The organism is Geothrix fermentans DSM 14018 (assembly GCF_000428885.1).
In the GTDB taxonomy this organism is placed as follows: domain Bacteria; phylum Acidobacteriota; class Holophagae; order Holophagales; family Holophagaceae; genus Geothrix; species Geothrix fermentans.
The window spans coordinates 97,346-116,451 of sequence record NZ_AUAU01000008.1 but is presented as its reverse complement, the minus strand read 5'-3'; the positions used below and the strand labels follow the sequence as shown (position 1 = coordinate 116,451).

Genomic DNA, 19,106 nt, shown 5'->3' with positions numbered 1-19,106 from the left:
CCGAACTCTCCACTGGAGCCCCCCATGTTCATCAACGCCACCCAGGTCCGCGCCGGGATGATCGTCAACTTCGAGAACGAGCTCTGCCGCGTCATCAGCGTCGAGCACCAGACCCCCGGCAACCTGCCGGCCCGCGTCGTCGTGAAGATGAAGCGCCTGAAGGACGGCATCAACCGCGAGAACCGCTTCGGCAGCGCCGACAAGGTGGACAAGGCCAGCCTCGAGCAGCACATGCTGGAATACCTCTACGAGGACGGCGACCACCTCGTCTTCATGAACAACGAGACCTACGAGCAGCTGGAAGTGAGCAAGGAGCTCCTGGGCGACGACCTGGTCTTCCTCGAGCCCAACATGCAGGTGGAGATCGAGTTCTACGAGGGCCAGCCCATGGGCGCCACCCTGCCGGCCAGCGTGGTGCTGGAGATCGTCGAGACCGACCCCGTCATGAAGAACGCCAACGCCACCGGCTCCTACAAGCCCGCCAAGCTCAACAACGGCATCAGCGTGGGTGTGCCGCCCTACATGGAAGCGGGGCAGAGGATCCGTGTGAACACGGTCGACCGAACGTTCATGGAGCGCGTAAAATAGCGTGAGGTAGACTCGTTCGCAACACAGAGGCCCCGGTAGGCAGATGCCGCCGGGGCCTTGTCCTGCGTGAATTCCACCAGACGAAATTCCAACCGCGCGGTAAAGTACTGGTCGCCAGGTTCCAGGGTGCGTGACCAGAATCACATTCCGATGGAAATGTGCGATAACTGAATTAGTGACGCGGTGGAGCCCCATGCCTCAAGCAGTCCTCAACCTGAGAAGGATCGAGTTCCTGGCAGGACTGCCGATGAACGCCGCCGAGGAATTGGCCAGCATCGCGGAGATGCGGCGGTTCCCTGACGGCGCCCGGGTCTACACCCAGGGAGACCAGGTCCAGGGCGTCTATGTGGTGGTGAAGGGGGGCCTCAAGGTCTTCCGCACGGACGGCCGCGGCCGGGTCCAGGTGCTCCAGTTCCTCAAGGTCGGGGACTGCGTGGGCGAGGTGGCCGTCTTCGACGGCGCCCCCATCGCCTCCAGCGCCGAGTCCCATGGCGAGACCGAGTGCTGGCTCATCCCCTCCGCCCCCCTGCGCCAGATCGTGCACCGCCACCCGGAGGTGGCCGAGATGCTCATCCACCACTTCGCCGCCAAGGTGCGCCACCTGGTGACCCTGGTGGAGACCCTCAGCCTGCACAGCGTGCCCGAGCGCGTGGCCCAGCTGCTGCTGGAGGCCCACGAGTCCCACCCCATGCGGTCCCTGGTGGAGTTCCAGGAGACCCAGGAGGACCTGGCCCAGTGCATCGGCGCCAGCCGCGAGGCCTTCAGCCGGGCCCTGCGCCTGCTGACCGATCTCGGCCTCATTCAGAGCACCTTCCCGGTGGTGCGCATCCTGGACCTGGGCAAGCTGCAGCGGTACGCCAAGGGGTAGCGCCTGCGCCAGCAAACGCTGCGCGTTTGAGTGCAGGGACTACACCACCGTCAGGTAGCGGACCCTGGCCCCTGCCTCCTGGCCGGGGGCCTCGATCCACGTGAAGGCATCGGCCTGGGCGAGGGTGACGAGGTCGGCGGAGCCCTTGCCGGGCAGGGGATGGAGCTGGCCGTCCTCGAGGCGGCAGGGGTGCAGCAGGGGGCGGTCGCCCTTGTGTTTCACAGGCCCCGCCAGGCGGGCCTGGCGCCAGGGGTCGGGCATGGCGCGGCCCTCCAGCTTCGCCAGGGCCACGGGGAGGAAGAGCAGGGCATTCACGTAGGCGGACACGGGGTTGCCGGGAAGGCCGAGCACCAGCAGGTCGCCCAGCCGGGCCGCCAGCATGGGCTTGCCGGGCTTGAGGCGGATCTTGTGGAAGAGGATCTCGGCGCCAAGGTTCTTCAGCACCGAAGGCAGGTGGTCGTGCTCGCCCATGCTCACGCCGCCGGAGGTCAGGAGGATGCGGGCGCCGCCGGGGTTCCGCAGGGCCGCCGCCAGGGTCGCCGGATCGTCCGGCAGGGCGGGGCGGCGCTCCACGTCCGCGCCCAGGGCATGGGCCAGGGCCGCCAGCATGGGGCCGTTGGAGTCGCGGATCTGGTGGGGCAGGGGATCGGCCACCAGCTCGTCGCCGGTGGAGGCCACGGCCACGCGGGTGCGGAACAGGGCCGGGACGGGCTGCCCCACCCAGGCCCGCAGGGCGAGGCGGGCCACGTTGAGGGGCTGATCCGCGGCCAGCAGGAGGTCCCCGGCACGGGCCTGGCCGCCCTTCCGGCGCACATGGCCGCCGGGCTCGGGATCCGCCAGGGGATGGATGAGGCCATCGGCTTCACGCAGCTGCTCCACGGGCAGGATGGCGTCGGCGCCCGCGGGCAGGGCGGCGCCGGTCATGATGCGCACCGCCGTCCCGGGCGCGACCGTGAAGGCCGCGGGATCATCGCCTGCGTAGAGGGTGCCGAGGAGGCGGCGCGGGGCGCGGCCGTCTTCGGAGCGCAGCGCCACGCCGTCCATGGCCGTCAGGTCCGTGGCGGGATCGTCCCGGTCCGCCCGCACCTCCGAGGTGCCCGGCGCGGGGAGGGCCGCCCAGAGGCGGGCCAGGGCTTCATCGAGGGGCAGCAGGAGATCGGCCATCCTGAAATCCTGTCATAGGTTCCAGAGCTCGGCCTACGATAGGCGAAAAGGACTCCCCTTTCATGACCTGGTTCCCGGCCTCTCTTCGGACGCTCCGGCTCCACCTGCCCCTGCTGGCGCTCGCGGCCACCTTGCCCACCTTCCTGCTCGTGCTGCTGCTGGCCAGCCGGGAGCGGAGCGCGGCCCTGCGTCATGCCGAGGCCGAGGCCCGCATGGTGGCGGGGATCGCCACGCGGGAGCACGCCCACCAGGTGCTGGGGGCCCAGCGGCTGCTGCTCCAGCTCGGCCGCGGCGAGGTCCATGAGGACATCCGGCCGCTCCTGCCGGGCCTGCTGAAGGCCAATCCGGCGCTGGCCAACCTCGGCCTGCTGGATGCCCGGGGCCGCCTCGTGTACAGCGTGGTGCCCCCCGCGACCGCCGTGGACATGAAGGACGAGCCGGCCTTCCTGGGCGCCCGGGCCCGGCCGGGTGTGGCCCCCAGCGTGGCGGTAGGCCGCTACCGGATCGGCGAGGTCGTCCACCGGCCCATCCTCATCCTGGCCACCACCCTGGCGGACAACCCCTCGGAGGTGCTCTACGCCGCCCTCGACCTCGCCTGGCTCGAGAACCTGGGGCCTCAGGCCCAGCTCCCCGCCGGGACGGCCCTCTTCATGACCGACCGCGCCGGCGGGGTGCTGGCCCGGGGCGGCGAGGCGGTGGGGGGCCCGGCGGTGGGCCAGCGGCTGCCCGCCTGGGAGCGCATGGCGGGGCGCGGGCAGGGCATGACGGAGGCGGTGATGCCCGACGGGCGCAAGCGCCTGTTCGTCGCGGCCTCCCTGCCGGAGGTGCCGGACCTCTTCGTGGCGGTGGGCCTGCCGGAGGCCGCCGTGCTGCGGGAGGCCAACCTCGCCTTCCAGCGCACCTTGGTGGTGCTCGCGGTGCTCCTGCTTCTGACGGTGCTGGGCTCCCTGGTGGCGGCGGACGTCTCCGTGCTGCGGGACCTCCGCCTCCTGGCGGGCGCCACGCGCCGCTTCGGGGCCGGGGACCTCCAGGCCCGGGCGCCGCGGCCCGCCACCCGCGGGGAGATCCAGGACCTGGCCGCCGCCTTCAACGCCATGGCCGAGACCCTGGCGCGCCGGCACGGCGAGGCCCAGGAGGCCCAGGCGCAGCTCCGGGCCCTCTCCCGCCGCCTGCAGGCCGCGCGGGAGGAGGAGGGGGCCCGGATCTCCCGGGAGCTCCACGACCAGCTGGGCCAGGACCTCACGGCCCTCAAGCTCGCCGTGGGGGCCCTGCGGCTCAAGACCCCGGAGCCCGGGCTCCGCGCCGGGGACCTGGACCGCTGGTGCGACGAGGCCGGCGCCCAGATCGACGCTGCCATCGACGCCGTCCGCCGGATCGCCGGCGAGCTGCGGCCCAGCGTGCTGGACCGCCTGGGCCTGCTGCCGGCCCTGGAGTGGCTCGCCCAGGAGTTCCAGCGGCGCAGCGGCGTCGCCTGCCGGGTGCGGGCGGAGGGACTGGAGGGCGCCCTCAGCGCGGAGCAGGCCACGGCCTTCTTCCGCATCACCCAGGAGGCCCTCACCAATGTGGCCCGCCACGCCGGAGCGAAGGCCGTGGAGATCGCCCTCCGGGTGGACGGGGTCCAGGCCGAACTTTGCATTCGGGATGACGGCCGCGGCTTCGGGGACGCCGTCCCGGGCGGCCACCTGGGCATGCTGGGCATGGAGGAGCGGATCGGCCTCCTCGGGGGGCGCCTCCAGCTGGGGCGCGCGCCGCAGGGGGGCGCCGAGCTGTGCGCGATCCTCCCCCGTGGCATCCTGCCAGGGGAGGACGGAGGCCATGTGGCGCATCCTGCTGGCGGATGATCATGCCCTGCTGCGGTCGGGCCTGCGGCGGATCCTGGAGGAGGCCCTCCCGGGCGTGCAGGTGGGCGAGGCGGGCACCGCGGACGAGGTGCTGGCCGCCCTGCCGGACGGGGCCTGGGACCTGCTGATCCTGGACATCTCCATGCCCGGGCGCAGCGGCCTGGACATCCTCCCGGACCTCAAGGCCCAGCAGCCGGCCCTGCCGATCCTGGTGCTCTCCATGTTCGGCGAGCAGCAGTTCGCCATCCGGGCCCTGAAGGCCGGCGCCTCGGCCTACCTGACCAAGGAGCGCGCCCCGGAGGAGCTGATCCAGGCCGTGCGCACGGTGCTCGGCGGCCGGCGCTACATCGGCGCCTCCCTGGCGGAGGCCCTGGCCAGCCATGTGTCCTCGGATCGGGAGGTGGCCCCCCACGAGCGGCTCAGCGCCCGGGAGTTCGAGGTGCTGCGCCTCATCGCCGCGGCCAGGACGCCGGGCGAGATCGCCGAGAAGCTGGGCCTGAGCGTCAAGACCGTGAGCACCTACCGGGCCCGCATCCTGGAGAAGATGCAGCTCGCCACCAACGCCGAGCTCATGCAGTACGCCCTGCGGCACGGCCTGGTGGAGTAGGCGCGACGGGGCGGCTGTAGGACAGACACCGACACGGCCCTTCCGCCGGGCCCGCTACCGCGCCCTCGTTCGAAGCCGGATGCTGGGGAGCGGAGGAATCCCATGGCGACGGCCAGCCCCAGCCAGGCGCATCGAGCGAGCCTGCTCCAGGTCTGCGCCGGGGAGGCCCGGGAGGGTCTGGCGCGGCTGAACCCCGCCTACTTCTCGCTGGTGATGGCCACGGGCATCCTGGGGACCGCCTGCCACCTGCTGGGCATCCCGGCCCTTCCGAAGCTCCTCCTCTGGATCAACCTGCCGGCCTACGGCCTCCTCTGGCTCCTCACGCTCCTGCGGCTGGCGCTCCAGCCCAGCGCCTTCGGGGCGGACTGGGCCGACCACGGCCGCGGGCCGGGCTTCTTCACCACCGTGGCGGCCACCAGCGTGGTGGGCGTCCAGCTGCTGGCGGCCCACCGGTTCGAGGCGGCGGTGCCGGCCCTCTGGTGGCTGGCCCTGGCCCTCTGGGCCGGCTGCGTCTACGGCGTCTTCGCGGCCCTCACCGTCAAGGATGGGAAGCCCGGCCTCGCCGAAGGCATCAACGGCGGCTGGCTCTCCGCCGTGGTGGCCACCCAGTCCGTGGCGGTGCTGGGCACCCTGGCGGGCCCCCGGCTGGGCGTGGATCCGGAGCTGCTGGACCTGCTCCTCACGAGCTTCTGGCTCATGGGCGGCATGCTCTACATCTGGATGATCTCCCTGATCTTCTACCGCTACACCTTCTTCCGGTTCCAGCCCACGGACCTCCTGCCGCCCTACTGGATCAACATGGGCGCCATGGCCATCTCCACCCTGGCCGGGGCCCTGCTCGTCCGCCGGGCGGAGGGCTCGGCCCTGCTGGCCGGCCTCCTGCCCTTCCTGAAGGGCTTCACGCTGCTCTTCTGGGCCACGGCCACCTGGTGGATCCCCATGCTGGCGGTGCTGGGCGTCTGGCGGTACTTCCTGCGCCGGATCCCCCTGCTCTACGACCCCCTCTACTGGGGGGCGGTGTTCCCCATGGCGATGTACACCGTGGCCACTTGGCGCCTGGCGGAGGCCTTCCGGCTGCCGGCCCTCGTCGCCGTGCCCCGGGCCTTCGTGGCCCTGGCCCTCACCACCTGGCTGCTCACCTTCCTTGGGCTCGTCCTGAGCCTGCTGCGGGGGCTGTTCCGCCTGCTGAGGCGGTGCGCCCAGCGGCCCTCCGGCGCCGGGCTCCATCCCGCACCTTCCCATTCCTAGGAGGCTCCCATGCCCAGCCGCCACACCCACGCCCTGAAACACCCTGAAGTCCTGGCCCTCGCCCAGGAATCCCAGCGGGCCGTGGCCCGCGTCCGCGAGCGCGGCCGCCGCTGGATCCTCTCCGGCTGGGCCATCAGCCTGGTGGGCGTCTTCCTCTACTGCCGCGCCCTCTTCGCCGCGGAGGCGGACGGGGACCTGGCCACCCTGCTGACCCACACCGGCGTCTCCGGCTGGGCGGCCCTGCTGCTCATCGCCGTCGGCGTGGTGTTCTGGCTGTCGGGGAACCTGGTGTACCTGAAGGACGCCCTGGATTCCCAGGAAACGGGGCCCGACGGGAAGCCCCGCGACCATGGGACGCTCTGAGGGACCGCAGCTAGCAGCGCACCTCGGCGTCCTTGCGGACGTAGTACCACCAGTTGAGGGCCAGGCACAGCACGTAGAAGGCGGCGAAGCCGTAGAGGGCGTTCTCCACGGTGACGGCCCCGGGCTTGATCTGGCTCTTGAAGACCGTGGGGATGATGAAGCTGCCGTAGGCCGCGGCGGCGCCGGTCCAGCCCAGCACGGGCCCCGCGAACTGGGGCTCGAAGATGAAGGGGACCATCTGGAAGGTGCTGCCGTTGCCGATGCCGCTGCCCAGGAAGAGCAGCATGAAGCTCGCCATGAAGGCCGCGAAGTGGACACCGGGATCCGGCGCGGTGACGGCGGCCTTCACGTAGTAGGCCACCAGCAGGGCGCCGACGATCTGGATCACGGTGGACCACTGGGTGACCACGCTGCCCCGCAGCTTGTCCGAGAGCCAGCCGCCCACGGGGCGGATGAGGCTGCCGAGCAGGGGGCCCAGGAAGGCGTAGGCCGAGGGGTCCTTCTTGAAGACGATCTTGATGAGCAGGGGGAAGGAGGCGCTGTACCCGATGAAGCTGCCGAAGGTCATGATGTAGAGCACGGTCATGACCCAGTTGTGCTTCATGCGGAAGATGGCGAACTGGCGGTCGAGGCTCGCCTTCACCTTGCCGGGGAAGAGCTTCATGGCCCCGAGGCACAGCACCACCACCAGCAGCACCAGGCCCAGTTGGAGGCCCAGGGGGAGGGCCGGGTTCTTCACGAGGATCCAGGCCCCGACGCCGCTGACGGCGAGGCCCACGGCCTGGAGGGCCAGGATGCGGCCGACGGCGGCGCCGGTGGGCTCGCTGTCGTGGGCGGGCAGGTTGTTCATGCCGAACCACGAGGCCACCGTGAAGACCACCAGCAGGGGCACCCACACCAGGGCGCCGTTCTGCACGTAGAGGGCCTTCCCGGCGGCGGTGAGGTGCGGCGCGCCCGCGAGGCCGCCGAAGAGCGCCCCGGCCATCACCACGGGCACGAGGAACTGCATCACGGACACGCCCAGGTTGCCGATGCCCGCGTTGAGGCCCAGGGCCAGGCCCGCCAGGCGCTTGGGGAAGAAGCCGGTGATGTTGGACATGGAGGAGGAGAAGTTGCCGCCGCCCACGCCCGACAGCACCGCCAGGGCCGCGAAGGTGGCGAAGGGCGTGCTCCGGTCCTGCAGGGCGATGCCCGCGCCCAGGGCCGGCGCGATGAGCAGGGCCGTGGTGATGCCCACCACGTTGCGCCCGCCGGCCAGGGCCACGAGGAAGCTGCTGGGGATGCGGAGGGTGGCCCCCGCCAGGCCGGCGATGCCCACGATGGTGAAGAGCTGGGCGTCGGTGAAGGGGAAGCCCGCGTCCTTCATCTTGGCGGTGAGGATGCTCCAGAACATCCAGACGCTGAAGGCGCTGAGCAGGCTGGGCACGGAGCAGGTCAGGTTCCGCCAGGCGATGCGGCTCGCGCCTGCCCGCCAGGACTGGGCGTCCTCGGGTTTCCATTCGGTGAGCTTGGCCATGGGTCTCTCCAGGGGGCGGATCAGGCGGGTTCAGCGGCGCCGGCGCCGGCGATGGCTGGGGCAGGGGCGGTGACCGAGGCAGCGGTGGGGTGCTCGAAGCGGGTGAAGAGGGTCTCATTCTGCTCGCGAGTCAAGCGCCGGACCACCGCGTGGAGCCAGACCAGGCAGATGACGGACAGGACCGTGAGGAACAGCCACATGGTGGTCCACAGGCCCGTGGCCTTGAGCAGGTAGCCGAAGAGGATGGGGCCCACGAAGCCGCCCAGGCCGCCGATGACGCCCACGATGCCGCCCACCACGCCCACCTCGTCGGGGAAGTAGTCGGGGATGTAGCGGTAGACCGCGGCCTTGCCGATGCCCCACACGATGCCCACCACGAAGACGAGGAACGTGAAGATCCACACGTTGGCCTGGAAGAACACATGGGTGGTGCCCGAGGCCAGCAGCTGCTTCTTCTTCACGCGGTCGCCCACCTTGACTGCGGGCGTCTGCCAGAAGCGGCTCTGGGGCAGCATCAGCAGGCGCTCGTTCTGAACTTCCGGTTCCGTCCCCCTGGTCCGGAAGGGATAGGCCGTGTCTCCCACCACGATGCGGCCGGAGCCCACCTCGGTGACCACGCCGCCCACCTGGGCCAGCACCGAAGGCCCGGGGCTCTCGATGGACATGCGCGGCACCATGAGCGCCGCGCAGGCGAAGATGCTGAGGCCGAAGGTCCAGTACATCACGGCCCGGGCGCCGAAGCGGTCGGACATCCAGCCCCCCGCGGCGCGGATGAGGCCCGAGGGCAGGCTGAAGAGGGAGGCCAGGAGGCCGGCCATGGCGAGGCTCATGCCGTAGACGCCCACATAATAGGGGATCAGCCACTGGGCCAGAGCCACGAAGCAGCCGAAGACCAGGAAGTAGTAGAGGCCGAAGCGCCACACGCGGACATGCCGCAGGGGCGCGAGCATCTGGACGAAGCTCTTGCCCTTGGCGCCCTCCGCCTTCTTCTCGTGGGTGAGCAGGAAGAAGGCCACGGCCATGATCAGGAGGGCCGCGGCGTAGAGCTTCGGCAGCGTGCGCCAGGCCTCCAGGTTCGCGCCGCCGGAGGTGAGCTTCTTCAGGAGGAAGGGGGCGCCCATGCTGGTCAGCGCCGAGCCCGCGTTGCCCGCGCCGAAGATGCCGAGGGCCGTGCCCTGGCGGGCCTTGCTGAACCACACGCTGGAGTAGGCGATGCCCACGGCGAAGGCGGCGCCCGAGAGGCCGAAGCCGAGCGAAGCGAGGAGGAAGCCCTGGTAGCTCTGGACACTGCCCAGCAGCCAGGTGGGCAGGGCGGCCAGCAGGAGGAGGATGGTGTACACCTTCCGCCCGCCGAAGCGGTCCGTGAGCAGGCCCACGGGCAGGCGCATGACCGAGCCCGTGAGCACGGGGATGCCGATGAGCCAGCCGAGCTGGGCCGTGTCCCAGCGGAAGAGGCCGTTCTCCACCAGGAAGGTGACGAGGACGCCGTTCAGCGTCCACACGGCGAAGCAGAGGGTGAAGGCCAGGGTGCTCATGGCCAGGGCGGTGGCGGCTCGGGATCGGTCCGGCATGGGCGGCTCCGGGTGGGTGGGCATAAAACGGATTTGAATATCCTAAAATAGATCGCGAGGTCCAAAAGGGAACGTGATGGGGATCACGCGCTCCCGAATATCTATGCCCTGCATGGGGCCCTACACGGGGGCGGCCACGGAGAGGTCCGGGTCCTCGGGCCGGTACGGGGCGGACTGGGCCGCCTGGAGGTCGCGGAGCGAGGTCTGGGCCAGCACCCGGGTGAGGAGGGCCTGGAGGACATCCCAGGCGGGCCGGATGGGGCAGTGGCAATCCTCGCCCACCGCGGCGTGGCCCAGCAGGCAGTCCTCGAAGGGCTCCGGCCCCTCCATGGCCAGCACCACCTCCCGCAGGGTGATGTGCTCCGGCGCGCGCGTCAGGCGGAACCCCCCCGTGGGGCCCCGGAGGGATTCCAGGAGGCCCGCATGGCAGAGGGCCTGGAGGATCTTGGCCAGGAAGGGGCCGGGCAGGTCCAGCTCCGCGGCCAGGTTCCGGGCCAGCCGGTAGGTGCCGTCCCCGGGCATCCGCACGAGGGCCTGCAGGGCGTAGCGGGTGGGGGCGTGGAAGAGGCTGCGCGGGTGGGGACAGCCGGGCTGGGGATGGTTCATGGACCTTCCGGAGGGTGATTAAAAAGGAATTGGTAGTCTGAATATAGATCGGCTATGAACCGGCGCCATGCCTGAATATTGCGATTTTGTGACCATCCCGGTCAGGGGCGGTCCCGGGCCCGATTTGGGGGACGCCGGCGGCGAGAATGGCAACAGACGTAGCTAAATGCTATTAATTATTTTAAATAAATAACTTATAAAAAACAAAAAAATCAGACCTTTCTGGCATGAACCCCTTGCGCAGGTTGGGGGGAGGGAGGCATACTTGGCAAAATTTCAGAACAATCATTCCTAAAACTGCCGCGCCCAGTGCCGGCTGCTCCCCCCGAGGAGGTGTTGTGTTCCCCCGGATCACGCCACGACAGGTGCTCGCCTGGGCTGCTCTCGCGACCCTGGCCCCCACCTTGGCCCCGGTCCTGGCCGCCCAGGACGCCGAGGCCCAGTTCCGCAAGAGCTGCATGAGCTGCCACACCATCGGCGCCGGCCGGAAGGTGGGCCCCGACCTCAAGGGCCTGGGCCAGCGCCGGCCCCACGAGTGGTCGACCAAGTTCATCCAGATGCCTTCCGCCCAGCTCGATGGCGGGGACCCCACGGCCGCCGCCCTGCTGCGGGAGTTCAACGGCACGCGCATGCCGGACCTGGGCGTGACGGCCGCCGAGGCCCAGGCCCTGGTCAAGCTCATCGACGACTTCACCGCAGCCGGCAAGACGCTGGGCAGCGCGGCCATCGCCCGGACGGCCACACCCGCGGACATCCGGAACGGCCAGCAGCTCTTCATGGGGCTCACCCGTTTCGCTTCCGGAGCGCCCGCCTGCATGTCCTGCCACAGCGCCCAGGGCCTGGGCGGCCTCGGCGGCGGGCGCCTGGGGCCCGACCTGACGGGGGCGTCCGGGAGGTTGGGCGTGGGCCTGGTGCCCGCCATCGAGAACCCCGCCTTCCCCACCATGCAGGGGGTGTTCCTGAAGACGCCCCTCACGGCGGACGAGGCCTTCCAGGTGGGCAGCTTCATCAAGAGCCTCGCGGCCCAGCCCCCGGCCCGCACGGACATGGGCTTCCCCGTCCTGGGCATCGCGGGTCTCATCTCCGGCATGTTGCTGGCCGGCCGCCTGGGCCGCAAGCGCTTCCGGGGCCTTCGCAAAAACCTGAAACCCAGGGCCTGACATGGTCCGGGGGGGGACCGCCTGCTCGCTTCGCTCGCGATGTCCCCCCCCGGAACCCCCCCTGCGGAAACCAGGCAAAGCCTGATTCCCGCACCTGATCCCAGAAGGACATGACATGACCGAGCGCAAGCAGAGCCACTGGATCACCGACATCGTGGATCCCGAGACCCGCTCCTGGGAGGAGTTCTACCGGAACCGCTGGGCCCACGACAAGGTGGTGCGCAGCACCCACGGGGTGAACTGCACGGGCAGCTGCGGCTGGAACATCTACGTGAAGGAGGGGATCGTCACCTGGGAGATGCAGGTGGTGGACTACCCCCTGCTGGACGAGAAGGTGCCGCCCTACGAGCCCCGCGGCTGCCAGCGCGGCATCAGCTTCAGCTGGTACCTCTACAGCCCCCTGCGCGTGAAGTTCCCCTACATGAGGGGCGCCCTCATGGATCTCTGGGAGGAGGCCAAGGGCAGGCACCAGGACCCCGTGGCCGCCTGGGCCAGCATCCAGAGTGATCCCGACAAGCGCTCGCGCTACCAGCGCGCCCGGGGCAAGGGCGGCTTCCGCCGGGCCTCCTGGGACCAGGTGGGCGAGCTCATTGCCGCCGCCAACATCCACACCATCAAGACCCACGGCCCCGACCGCATCGCGGGCTTCAGCCCCATCCCCGCCATGTCCATGCTGAGCTACGCCGCGGGTTCGCGCTTCCTCCAGCTCCTGGGCGGCACCAACCTCAGCTTCTACGACTGGTACTGCGACCTGCCCCCCAGCAGCCCCGAGATGTGGGGCGAGCAGACGGACGTGCAGGAGAGCGCCGACTGGTACAACGCCAAGTTCCTGGCCGTCATGGGCAGCAACCTGAACATGACCCGCACGCCGGACTGCCACTTCGCCGCCGAGAGCCGCCACAACGGCACGAAAATGGTGGTCTTCAGCCCCGACTTCAACCAGGTGGCCAAGTACGCCGACGAGTGGATGCCCGTCCACCAGGGCCAGGACGGCGCCTTCTGGATGGCGGTGAACCACGTCATCCTCACCGAGTTCCACCACCAAAAGCAGGTGCCCTTCTTCCTGGACTACCAGAAGACCTACACGGACGGGCCCTTCCTCGTGGAGCTCCACGAGGTGGAGGGCGGTTTCCGCCCCGGCCAGCTCCTGCGCGCGGGACGCCTCGCCAAGTACGCGGATGAAGAGCATGGCGAGTGGAAGTTCCTCATGTGGGACGAGGCGAGCGGGGCGCCGAAGATGCCCAAGGGCTCCGTGGGCCACCGTTGGGGCACGAAGCAGGGCCAGTGGAACCTCCTCCTCCAGGACGGCAAGGACGACAGCCCCATTGCGCCAGCCCTGACCTTCCTGGGCGCGGAAGCCGCCCAGGTCTCCTTCGACGACTTCGCGGACGGCAGCACCTGCTTCCGCGGCGTGCCCGTGCGGCGCATCGCCTTGGCGGACGGCGGCACGGCCCTCGTCACCACGGTCTACGACCTGCTCATGGCCCAGTTCGGGGTAGAACGTGGCCTCGGCGGCGCCTATCCCACGGGCTACGATGACGCCGCCGCCGTCTACACGCCCGCCTGGCAGGAGCGCATCACGGGGTTGTCGCGGGAGAACGTGCTGCGCTTTGCCCGCGAGTGGGCCCGCACGGCGGAGCTCACCAAGGGCAAGTGCACCGTCATCATCGGCGCCGGCATCAACCACTGGTACCACAACAACCTCATCTACCGCGCCGCCCAGCACGCCCTGGTCTTCTGCGGCTGCATCGGCACCAACGGCGGCGGCCTGGCGCACTATGTGGGCCAGGAGAAGCTGGCGCCCGTGGCCTCCTGGTCCGCCATCGCCATGGCCCGGGACTGGGTGCCGGTGAACCGCCTCCAGAACGGCCCCAGCTGGCACTATGTGAACTCCGACCAGTGGCGCTACGAGCGGGAGTTCAAGGCCTACAACACCGTGCCCGATGGCAGCGATCTGGTGGAGGGCCACTGCATGAACATGCAGACCCGCGCGGTGCGCAGCGGCTGGCTGCCCTTCTACCCCCAGTACAACGAGAGCCCCATGGCCGTGGTGGCCGACGCGCGCAAGGCCGGCGCCAAGGACGAGGCCGCCATCATCGCGAGCACCGTGGACCGGCTGAAGAAAAAGGACCTCCGCTTCTCCGTCGAAGATCCCGACGCCGCCGAGAACTGGCCCCGCGTCTGGTTCATCTGGCGCGGCAACGCCATCGGCACCTCCGCGAAGGGCCACGAGTTCTTCCTCAAGCACTACCTGGGCACCCACAGCAACGCCATCGCCGAGGAGGTGGCCGAAGGGACATTAAAGGACGTGACCTGGCGGCCCACCGTGACGGGAAAGATGGACCTGGTGGTGGACATCAACTTCCGCATGGACACCTCGGCCCTCTACAGCGACATCATCCTGCCCACGGCCACCTGGTACGAGAAGACCGACCTCAACTCCACGGACATGCACAGCTTCATCAATCCCCTCTCGGCGGCCGTCCCGCCCTGCTGGGAGTCCAAGAGCGACTGGGACATCTTCAAGGACATGGCCAAGCGCGTGAGCGAGCTGGCGGCCAAGCACCTGCCCGATCCCATCGAGGACCTGGTCTCCTCGCCGCTCTCCCACGACAGCCCCGCGGAGATCGCCCAGCCCCACATCCGCGACTGGATGGCCGGCGAGTGCGAGGCCATCCCCGGCAAGACCATGCCCGGCCTCAAGGTGGTCACGCGGGACTACAAGACGGTCTACGAGAAGTTCATCTCCCTCGGACCCATGGTGCGGGAGCAGGGCCTCGGCGCCCACGGCGTCAAATACCCGATCTCGGACGTCTACGACGACATGCTGAACACGCATCCCACGGTGATGGTGGAAGGCCAGAAGCGGCCCAGCCTGGAGGAGGACGTCCACGCCGCCAACGCGCTGCTGCACCTGGCGCCGGAGACGAACGGCGAACTGGCCTACCGCGCCTACCAATTCATGGAGGGCCGCACAGGCCTGCCCCTGAAGGACCTGGCCGAGCCCTACCGGGGCGTGCGCCGGACCTTCAAGGACCTCCTGAGCCAGCCCCGCCGCGTCATCAACAGCCCCTGCTGGTCCGGGCTCGTCGACGACAAGCGCCCCTACTCGGCCTTCACCTACAACGTGGAGCGCATGGTGCCCTGGCGCACGCTCACGGGCCGCCAGCACTGCTACCTGGACCACGAGGGCTACCTGGCCTTCGGCGAGCACCTGCCCACCTACAAGCCCACGCCGCCCAGCCAGGTGCTCGGCGACCTGCGCTGCTCCAAGCGCGAAGGGGCCACCCTGGCCCTGAACTTCCTCACGCCCCACGGGAAGTGGCACATCCACTCCACCTACGGCGACACCGAGCGCATGACGACGCTGTCGCGCGGCCAGGACCCCCTCTGGCTCAGCGAGGAGGACGCCGCCTCCATCGGCCTCAAGGACAACGACTGGGTGGAGATCCACAACGACAACGGCGTGGTGGTGGTCCGCTGCTGCGTGAGCGCCCGCATCCCCAGGGGCGCCTGCATCCAGTACCACGCCACGGAGCGCACCTACAGCGTGCCCAAGTCGCCCCTGCGCGGCATGAAGCGCGCGGGCATGAACAACAGCCTCACCCGCGCGCGCCTCAAGCCGAACCTCATGGTGGGCGGCTACGGCCAGTTCACCTACCACTTCAACTACTGGGGACCCACCGGCGTGAACCGCGAAACGGTGGTCTACGTCCGCAAGCTCGGCCAGTTGGTCTGGTAGGAGGCGGCCGTGAACATCGGAACAAGTAAAAGCATGAACCGCGAATGGCGCGAATGGGCGCGAATACAAAACATCGCTGATGTCATTCGCGTGAATTCGCGTCATTCGCGGTTTCAAATCCCTTCGTTGAGAGGTCTCTGATGGATATCCGCTCTCAAGTGGCGATGGTGTTCCACCTGGACAAGTGCATCGGGTGCCACACCTGCTCCATCGCCTGCAAGAACGTGTGGACCGACCGCAAGGGCGCCGACTACATGTGGTGGAACAACGTGGAGACCAAGCCCGGCACCGGCTATCCCACCCAGTGGGAGAACCAGGAGGAGTACAAGGGCGGCTGGGTGGTGAAGGACGGCAAGCTCCAGCTGCGCCTCACCTCCAAGGGCAAGTTCCTCCAGAAGATCTTCCACCAGCCGTCCCTGCCCACCATGGACGAGTACTACGAGCCCTGGACCTACCGCTACGAGGACCTCTTCAACGGGCCTGAGCGGGACGACCAGCCCACGGCCATCCCCGTCAGCAAGGTCACGGGACAGTACATCGACATCGAGGCCGGGCCCAACTGGGACGACGACCTGGGCGGCTCGCCCCTCTACGCCCGCAACGACGTGAACCTCGCCGCGATGTCCGAGGAGCAGCGGCTCCAGCTGCTCTCCATCGAGACGCTGGTGATGTTCTACCTGCCGCGCATCTGCAACCACTGCGCGAACCCCGCCTGCGTGGCGGCCTGCCCCAGCGGCGCCATCTACAAGCGCGGCGAGGATGGCATCGTCCTCATCAACCAGAACGTCTGCCGCGGCTGGCGCTACTGCGTGTCGGCCTGCCCCTACAAGAAGGTCTTCTACAACTGGAGCACGGGGAAGTCCGAGAAGTGCCTGCTCTGCTACCCCCGCGTGGAGACGGGCCAGGCGCCCGCCTGCTTCCACTCCTGCGTGGGCCGCATCCGCTACATGGGCGTGCTGCTCTACGACGCCGACAAGATCGAGGCCGCGGGCCTGAAGCCCGATGCCGAGCTGGTGACGGCCCACCGCGACCTGCTGGCGGATCCCAACGACCCGGCGGTGATCGAATCCGCCCGCAAGAACGGCGTCAGCGAGCAGGTGCTGAAGGCGGCCCGGAACAGCCCCGTCTACCGCTTCGTGAAGGACTGGGGCCTGGCCCTGGCGCCCCATCCCGAGTATCGCACCTTCCCCAGCCTCTTCTATGTGCCGGCCCTGGGCCCCGTCACCTACGCCATGGAGAACGGCGTGGCCCTCAATCCCACCTCCACGGAGGAGATTTTCGCGCCCCTGGAGCAGGCCCGCCTGCCCATGTCGTACCTGGCCAGCCTCTTCGGGGCGGGGCAGGAGGCCCCCGTGCGCTACGCCATGAAGAAGATGCTGGCCATCCGCACCTGGAAGCGTGCCACGGAGGTGGGCGACGTGGACCTGAAGGTGGCCCTGGCGGGCCTCCGCGAAGCGGACTGCGATCCCGAGCAGGCCGAGGCCATCTACCGCCTCACGAGCCTCTGCAGCTTCGAGGACCGCTTCGTCATTCCGGCCTCCCACCGCGAGCAGGCGGTGGAGGTGCTCACCAACCCGCTGGAACGGAAGGGAGCCGCGGGCTTCGGCTTCCGCGAAGCGCCCCAGAGGGGGTTCTGATGCGTGTTCCCACTCACCTCATCCCCGGTCTCAGCGCGCTGCTGCGCTATCCGGACGAACGCACCCAGGCGCTGGCGGGCTCGCTGGCGGACGTGGCCATGGCCACGGGCCACCCCTGCCAGGAGCACCTGGAGGCCTTCGCCCTGGTGGCGCGGGGCCTGGACCTGCGCGAGCTCCAGGAGCTCTACACCCGGGCCTTCGACCTCACCCCCGAGTGCACGCTGGACATTGGCTGGCACCTCTTCGGCGAGACCTACCAGCGGGGCCAGTTCATGGCCATGATGCGCCACCATCTGCAGGCCCACGGGCTCGAGGAGGGCGGCAACCTGCCGGACCACCTGCCGAACCTGCTGGACCTGGGCATGCGGCTGGAGCGCCAGGACGCCATGGACCTGGTGGACGACTGCCTGCTGCCGGCCCTGGAGAAGGTGATTCCGGCCCTCAAGGAGAGCCCCTACCACCACGTGCTCCAGGCGCTCTTCCTCATCTTCACCGTGGACCGTAAGCCTGCGGAGGCGTCCTGTGCTGACTAACTTCCTCTTCGTGGGCTTCCCCTATGTGGCGCTGGTGCTGGCCATCGTGGTGAGCATCCTGCGCTTCACCTGGCGGCCCTTCAGCTATTCCAGCCTCTCCAGCCAGTTCCTGGAGACCGAGTCTCTCTTTTGGGGTTCCAGCCTCTGGCACTGGGGCATCCTCTGGGTGCTGTCCGGGCACCTCTTCGCCTTCTTCCTGCCCGAGGCCATCCTGGCCTGGAACGCCCGCCCCCTGCGGCTCTACCTGCTGGAGATCACCGGGCTCTCCATGGCGCTGCTGGCCCTGGTGGGCGTGGTGGCCCTCATCGTCCGCCGCTTCACGGACCGGCGGGTGAAGGTGGTGACGAGCCCCCTGGATGTGGTGCTGCTCGCCGTCCTGCTCTACCAGGTGGCCAGCGGCATCGACGTGGCCATCCGCTACCGCTGGGGCAGCGCCTGGTTCTCCACCAACGCCGCGCCCTACCTCTGGAGCCTCATCAAGCTCGCGCCACGGCCCGAGCTCATCGCGCCCCTGCCCTGGATGGTGAAGCTCCACTTCCTGAGCGGCTTCCTGGTCATCCTCCTGCTGCCCTTCACGCGGCTCGTGCACTTCCTGGTGGTGCCCATCTTCTACTACTGGCGCAGGCCCCAGGTGGTGATCTGGAACCGGAAGGGGCTGCGATGAGCCCGCAGCAAGGGGGCTCCATGCCCGTTACGCGTAAAAAGCTGGAACCGCGAATGACGCGAATGGGCGCGAAAACGGCGGAGATGGGCCACCTGGGCCTTTGGCCCCCAGCCGCGCTTTGCGTGGCTGGCCACTCACGGGGCGGTTCTGCCGTCCTTCGAGAGCCGGCGGAACCGCCCCGTGAGTGGAGGCGGGGGGATGCCCGTTCGCCATTCGCGCGCCCGAAGGGCGATTCGCGTCATTCGCGGTTGCCTTTCCTGTCCGGGGGTGCCCAGTGCGGATGAGGACCGTCGCCATCACGGGGGCGGTGGCCTTCGGTGCCTCGCTCATGATCTTCGCTCTGAGTCTGGACACGCGCCTGCTCGGGGACCAGAGCGGCTACAAGCCCGCCCAGCCCATCGCCTACTCGCACGCCCTCCACGCGGGCGAGCTGAAGATGGACTGCCTCTTCTGCCACACCTCCGCGGAAAGCAGCCGCCACGCGGGCATCCCGCCCCTCAGCACCTGCATGAAGTGCCACGAGAGCGTGCTGAACCGGGCCGGTACGCCCGCAGGCAAGTCCGACCCCAGCCCCGAGATCCAGAAGCTGCGCGACGCCTACGCCAGCGGCCGGGGCCTCTCGTGGGTGCGCATCCACCGCCTGCCCGCCCATGTGACCTTCCCCCACAGCCGCCATATCCGCGCGGGCCTGGCCTGCCAGACCTGCCACGGCGACGTGCAGGGCATGGAGCGGGTGGAACAGGCCATGGCCCTGACCATGGGTGAGTGCCTCGCCTGCCACCGCACCGAGAACCAGAAGCTGCAGCTGGCCGGGAAGCCTGCCCAGGCGCCCACCGACTGCTCGGCCTGTCACCACTGAGGTTGCTCGTGAGTATCGAAGACCTTTCACCACGGAGGCACGGAGTGCACGGAGGATTTCACAGAGGAGAACACGGAAAAGTGCCGCTGAGGCTGCGGCTTCCCTCCGTGAGCCCATCTCCGTGCCATCTCGGCGACCT

At 69.3% G+C, this 19,106-nt stretch carries 16 protein-coding genes; 12 read left to right on the top strand and 4 right to left on the bottom strand.

Going from position 1 to position 19,106, the window contains the following annotated elements:
- Positions 1-24 precede the first annotated feature (24 nt).
- Both efp and G398_RS0103260 read left to right on the top strand, forming a co-directional pair.
- Complete coding sequence (gene efp / locus G398_RS0103265; protein ID WP_026852532.1) at positions 25-588, top strand: elongation factor P; 564 nt, start codon at positions 25-27, stop codon at positions 586-588.
- A 193-nt stretch (positions 589-781) separates the two neighbouring features.
- Positions 782-1,456 carry a Crp/Fnr family transcriptional regulator gene (locus tag G398_RS0103260; RefSeq protein WP_084511927.1) on the top strand — a complete coding sequence of 225 codons (675 nt, stop codon included), beginning with the start codon at positions 782-784 and terminating at the stop codon, positions 1,454-1,456.
- 39 nt (positions 1,457-1,495) lie between these two features.
- Here G398_RS0103260 and G398_RS15890 read toward each other — a convergent pair whose 3' ends face one another.
- Positions 1,496-2,620 (bottom strand): molybdopterin molybdotransferase MoeA, encoded by a 1,125-nt coding sequence (locus G398_RS15890; RefSeq protein ID WP_052571292.1) that lies wholly within the window; start codon positions 2,618-2,620, stop codon positions 1,496-1,498.
- A gap of 62 nt (positions 2,621-2,682) precedes the next feature.
- Here G398_RS15890 and G398_RS15885 point away from each other — a divergent pair, with 62 nt between their 5' ends.
- From G398_RS15885 to G398_RS0103235, 4 genes are all read left to right on the top strand, one after another.
- Positions 2,683-4,461, top strand: coding sequence for a sensor histidine kinase (locus tag G398_RS15885; protein WP_052571290.1), 1,779 nt, complete (start codon positions 2,683-2,685; stop codon positions 4,459-4,461).
- Positions 4,436-5,068 carry a response regulator gene (locus G398_RS0103245; RefSeq protein WP_026852530.1) on the top strand — a complete coding sequence of 211 codons (633 nt, stop codon included), beginning with the start codon at positions 4,436-4,438 and terminating at the stop codon, positions 5,066-5,068. Before G398_RS15885 ends, G398_RS0103245 begins: the two co-directional genes overlap by 26 nt.
- A 102-nt stretch (positions 5,069-5,170) precedes the next feature.
- Entirely contained in the window at positions 5,171-6,316 is a 1,146-nt protein-coding gene (locus G398_RS15880; protein WP_084511925.1) for a tellurite resistance/C4-dicarboxylate transporter family protein, read from the top strand.
- A gap of 9 nt (positions 6,317-6,325) precedes the next feature.
- On the top strand, positions 6,326-6,679 hold the full coding sequence (locus tag G398_RS0103235) for a hypothetical protein (protein WP_026852529.1): 354 nt from the start codon (positions 6,326-6,328) through the stop codon (positions 6,677-6,679).
- A 10-nt stretch (positions 6,680-6,689) separates the two neighbouring features.
- Here the strand turns inward: G398_RS0103235 and G398_RS0103230 are convergent, their stop codons facing one another.
- From G398_RS0103230 to G398_RS19195, 3 genes are all read right to left on the bottom strand, one after another.
- Positions 6,690-8,195 (bottom strand): MFS transporter, encoded by a 1,506-nt coding sequence (locus G398_RS0103230; RefSeq protein WP_026852528.1) that lies wholly within the window; start codon positions 8,193-8,195, stop codon positions 6,690-6,692.
- A 20-nt stretch (positions 8,196-8,215) separates the two neighbouring features.
- Positions 8,216-9,766, bottom strand: a complete 1,551-nt coding sequence (locus G398_RS15875) for an MFS transporter (RefSeq protein ID WP_084511923.1) — start codon at positions 9,764-9,766, stop codon at positions 8,216-8,218.
- Positions 9,767-9,886: 120 nt separating this feature from the next.
- Positions 9,887-10,372 carry an RrF2 family transcriptional regulator gene (locus G398_RS19195; protein WP_052571288.1) on the bottom strand — a complete coding sequence of 162 codons (486 nt, stop codon included), beginning with the start codon at positions 10,370-10,372 and terminating at the stop codon, positions 9,887-9,889.
- Positions 10,373-10,710: 338 nt separating this feature from the next.
- Between G398_RS19195 and G398_RS15865 the strand changes: the two genes are divergently transcribed.
- From G398_RS15865 to G398_RS15855, 6 genes are all read left to right on the top strand, one after another.
- Entirely contained in the window at positions 10,711-11,532 is an 822-nt protein-coding gene (locus G398_RS15865) for a c-type cytochrome (RefSeq protein ID WP_169720606.1), read from the top strand.
- 115 nt (positions 11,533-11,647) lie between these two features.
- Positions 11,648-15,274, top strand: a complete 3,627-nt coding sequence (locus G398_RS0103205; RefSeq protein WP_026852527.1) for a nitrate reductase subunit alpha — start codon at positions 11,648-11,650, stop codon at positions 15,272-15,274.
- Positions 15,275-15,414: 140 nt separating this feature from the next.
- On the top strand, positions 15,415-16,911 hold the full coding sequence (narH, locus tag G398_RS0103200) for a nitrate reductase subunit beta (protein ID WP_026852526.1): 1,497 nt from the start codon (positions 15,415-15,417) through the stop codon (positions 16,909-16,911).
- On the top strand, positions 16,911-17,444 hold the full coding sequence (locus G398_RS19190) for a nitrate reductase molybdenum cofactor assembly chaperone (RefSeq protein ID WP_026852525.1): 534 nt from the start codon (positions 16,911-16,913) through the stop codon (positions 17,442-17,444). Before narH ends, G398_RS19190 begins: the two co-directional genes overlap by 1 nt.
- On the top strand, positions 17,434-18,108 hold the full coding sequence (gene narI, locus G398_RS0103190; RefSeq protein WP_043483338.1) for a respiratory nitrate reductase subunit gamma: 675 nt from the start codon (positions 17,434-17,436) through the stop codon (positions 18,106-18,108). The genes G398_RS19190 and narI overlap by 11 nt, the downstream gene beginning before the upstream one ends.
- A 280-nt stretch (positions 18,109-18,388) precedes the next feature.
- Entirely contained in the window at positions 18,389-18,967 is a 579-nt protein-coding gene (locus tag G398_RS15855) for a cytochrome c3 family protein (protein ID WP_052571285.1), read from the top strand.
- Positions 18,968-19,106 lie beyond the last annotated feature (139 nt).

Coding starts and splice junctions, on each gene's coding strand:
- efp (WP_026852532.1), top strand. CDS start 25: ATGTTCATCAACGCCACCCAGGTCCGCGCCGGGATGATCGTCAACTTC.
- G398_RS0103260 (WP_084511927.1), top strand. CDS start 782: ATGCCTCAAGCAGTCCTCAACCTGAGAAGGATCGAGTTCCTGGCAGGA.
- G398_RS15890 (WP_052571292.1), bottom strand. CDS start 2,620: ATGGCCGATCTCCTGCTGCCCCTCGATGAAGCCCTGGCCCGCCTCTGG.
- G398_RS15885 (WP_052571290.1), top strand. CDS start 2,683: ATGACCTGGTTCCCGGCCTCTCTTCGGACGCTCCGGCTCCACCTGCCC.
- G398_RS0103245 (WP_026852530.1), top strand. CDS start 4,436: ATGTGGCGCATCCTGCTGGCGGATGATCATGCCCTGCTGCGGTCGGGC.
- G398_RS15880 (WP_084511925.1), top strand. CDS start 5,171: ATGGCGACGGCCAGCCCCAGCCAGGCGCATCGAGCGAGCCTGCTCCAG.
- G398_RS0103235 (WP_026852529.1), top strand. CDS start 6,326: ATGCCCAGCCGCCACACCCACGCCCTGAAACACCCTGAAGTCCTGGCC.
- G398_RS0103230 (WP_026852528.1), bottom strand. CDS start 8,195: ATGGCCAAGCTCACCGAATGGAAACCCGAGGACGCCCAGTCCTGGCGG.
- G398_RS15875 (WP_084511923.1), bottom strand. CDS start 9,766: ATGCCGGACCGATCCCGAGCCGCCACCGCCCTGGCCATGAGCACCCTG.
- G398_RS19195 (WP_052571288.1), bottom strand. CDS start 10,372: ATGAACCATCCCCAGCCCGGCTGTCCCCACCCGCGCAGCCTCTTCCAC.
- G398_RS0103205 (WP_026852527.1), top strand. CDS start 11,648: ATGACCGAGCGCAAGCAGAGCCACTGGATCACCGACATCGTGGATCCC.
- narH (WP_026852526.1), top strand. CDS start 15,415: ATGGATATCCGCTCTCAAGTGGCGATGGTGTTCCACCTGGACAAGTGC.
- G398_RS19190 (WP_026852525.1), top strand. CDS start 16,911: ATGCGTGTTCCCACTCACCTCATCCCCGGTCTCAGCGCGCTGCTGCGC.
- G398_RS15855 (WP_052571285.1), top strand. CDS start 18,389: ATGAGGACCGTCGCCATCACGGGGGCGGTGGCCTTCGGTGCCTCGCTC.